This window comes from Streptomyces sp. NPDC051020, from assembly GCF_040683105.1.
GTDB lineage: Bacteria > Actinomycetota > Actinomycetes > Streptomycetales > Streptomycetaceae > Streptomyces.
Map to the genome: position 1 here is coordinate 1 of NZ_JBFBCG010000247.1, position 1,050 is coordinate 1,050.

Genomic DNA, 1,050 nt, shown 5'->3' on the forward strand with positions numbered 1-1,050 from the left:
CGTACGAGTCGCCCACTGACCCTATGGATGCATCAACTCCGGCCCGTAGCAGGCGTGTTGTGAGCTTAATGGATGTGTATTGGCAGCCGTGGTCGGCGTGGTGGATCAGCTGTCCGGGTGCGACTTCGCGGCTGGCCAGGGCGTACTCCAGCGAGGACAGGACGAGGTCGGCATCCGCGCGGGCGGAGGTTTCCCAGGCCACCACGCGGCGGGAGAAGGCGTCCCGGATGGCCGACAGCCACAGCGGCCCCTCGCCGGTGGGGATCATCGTGAGGTCGGTGACCCACAGCCGGTTCGGCTCGCTCGCGGTGAAGTCGCGCTGGACCAGGTCCGGGGCGAGAGTGGCTTCCGGGTCGCGGCGGGTGAAGCCCTTGCCGTGCCGGCGTGGGCTGATTCCGTGCAGTCCGGCCTCGCGCATCAGGCGCTCGACCCGCTTGCGGCCGGTCGCATCGCCCTCGCGCCGGAGTACGGCGTGTACGCGCGGGGAGCCGTAGATGCCGCCGGAGTCCGCGTGGATCTGCTTGATCTTCTCGGTCAGCTCCGCGTCCCGGCGGTGCCGCTCGCAGGGCTTCGTCTCGCGCCGGCGCCAGCGGTAGTAGGTGGAGGTGGGGATGTGGAGTTCCCGGAGGACGGGCTCGACACCGAGGTCGCTGCGTTCACCGAGGAACGTCAGTACCTGCGCCGGGTCGTGTCGAGCTCCTGGGCGAAAAAAACCGAGGCGGCCTTGAGGATCTCGTTCGACCGCTTGAGCTGGGAGTTCTCCTTGCGCAGAGCCGCGAGTTCCTTCCGTTCGTCGGTGGTCAGCCGGTCGTCGCGCTCACCGTGGTCGGCCTCGGCCTGGCGGATCCAGCCGCGCAGGGCCTCGGGATGCACGCCCAGCTCGGCGGCCAGCCGCTTGATCACCGGCCTCGGCTCGGAGGTGCGATACATCCGCACCGCACGCTCACGCAACTCCAGCGGGTATTTCCTCGGGGCAGCCATGGTCACAGGTCCTCTCATGAGATCCATCTGACCAGCCGTCACATCCGTCCGCATCTCGGGGGAACCTCA

The 1,050-nt window shown here is 68.5% G+C and carries 2 protein-coding genes; both read right to left on the reverse strand.

Features of this window, described 5'->3' with window-relative positions; all coding sequences use genetic code 11:
- Positions 1-673, reverse strand: a 673-nt coding sequence (locus AB0N06_RS39005) for an IS3 family transposase (RefSeq protein ID WP_366139397.1), incomplete at its 3' end; no start/stop codon positions are given.
- On the reverse strand, positions 670-981 hold the full coding sequence (locus AB0N06_RS39010) for a transposase (RefSeq protein ID WP_366139396.1): 312 nt from the start codon (positions 979-981) through the stop codon (positions 670-672). The genes AB0N06_RS39010 and AB0N06_RS39005, both read right to left, overlap by 4 nt.
- Positions 982-1,050 lie beyond the last annotated feature (69 nt).

Excerpts from the sequence above, each read along its gene's own strand:
- AB0N06_RS39010 (WP_366139396.1), bottom strand. The coding sequence starts at position 981 with ATGGCTGCCCCGAGGAAATACCCGCTGGAGTTGCGTGAGCGTGCGGTG.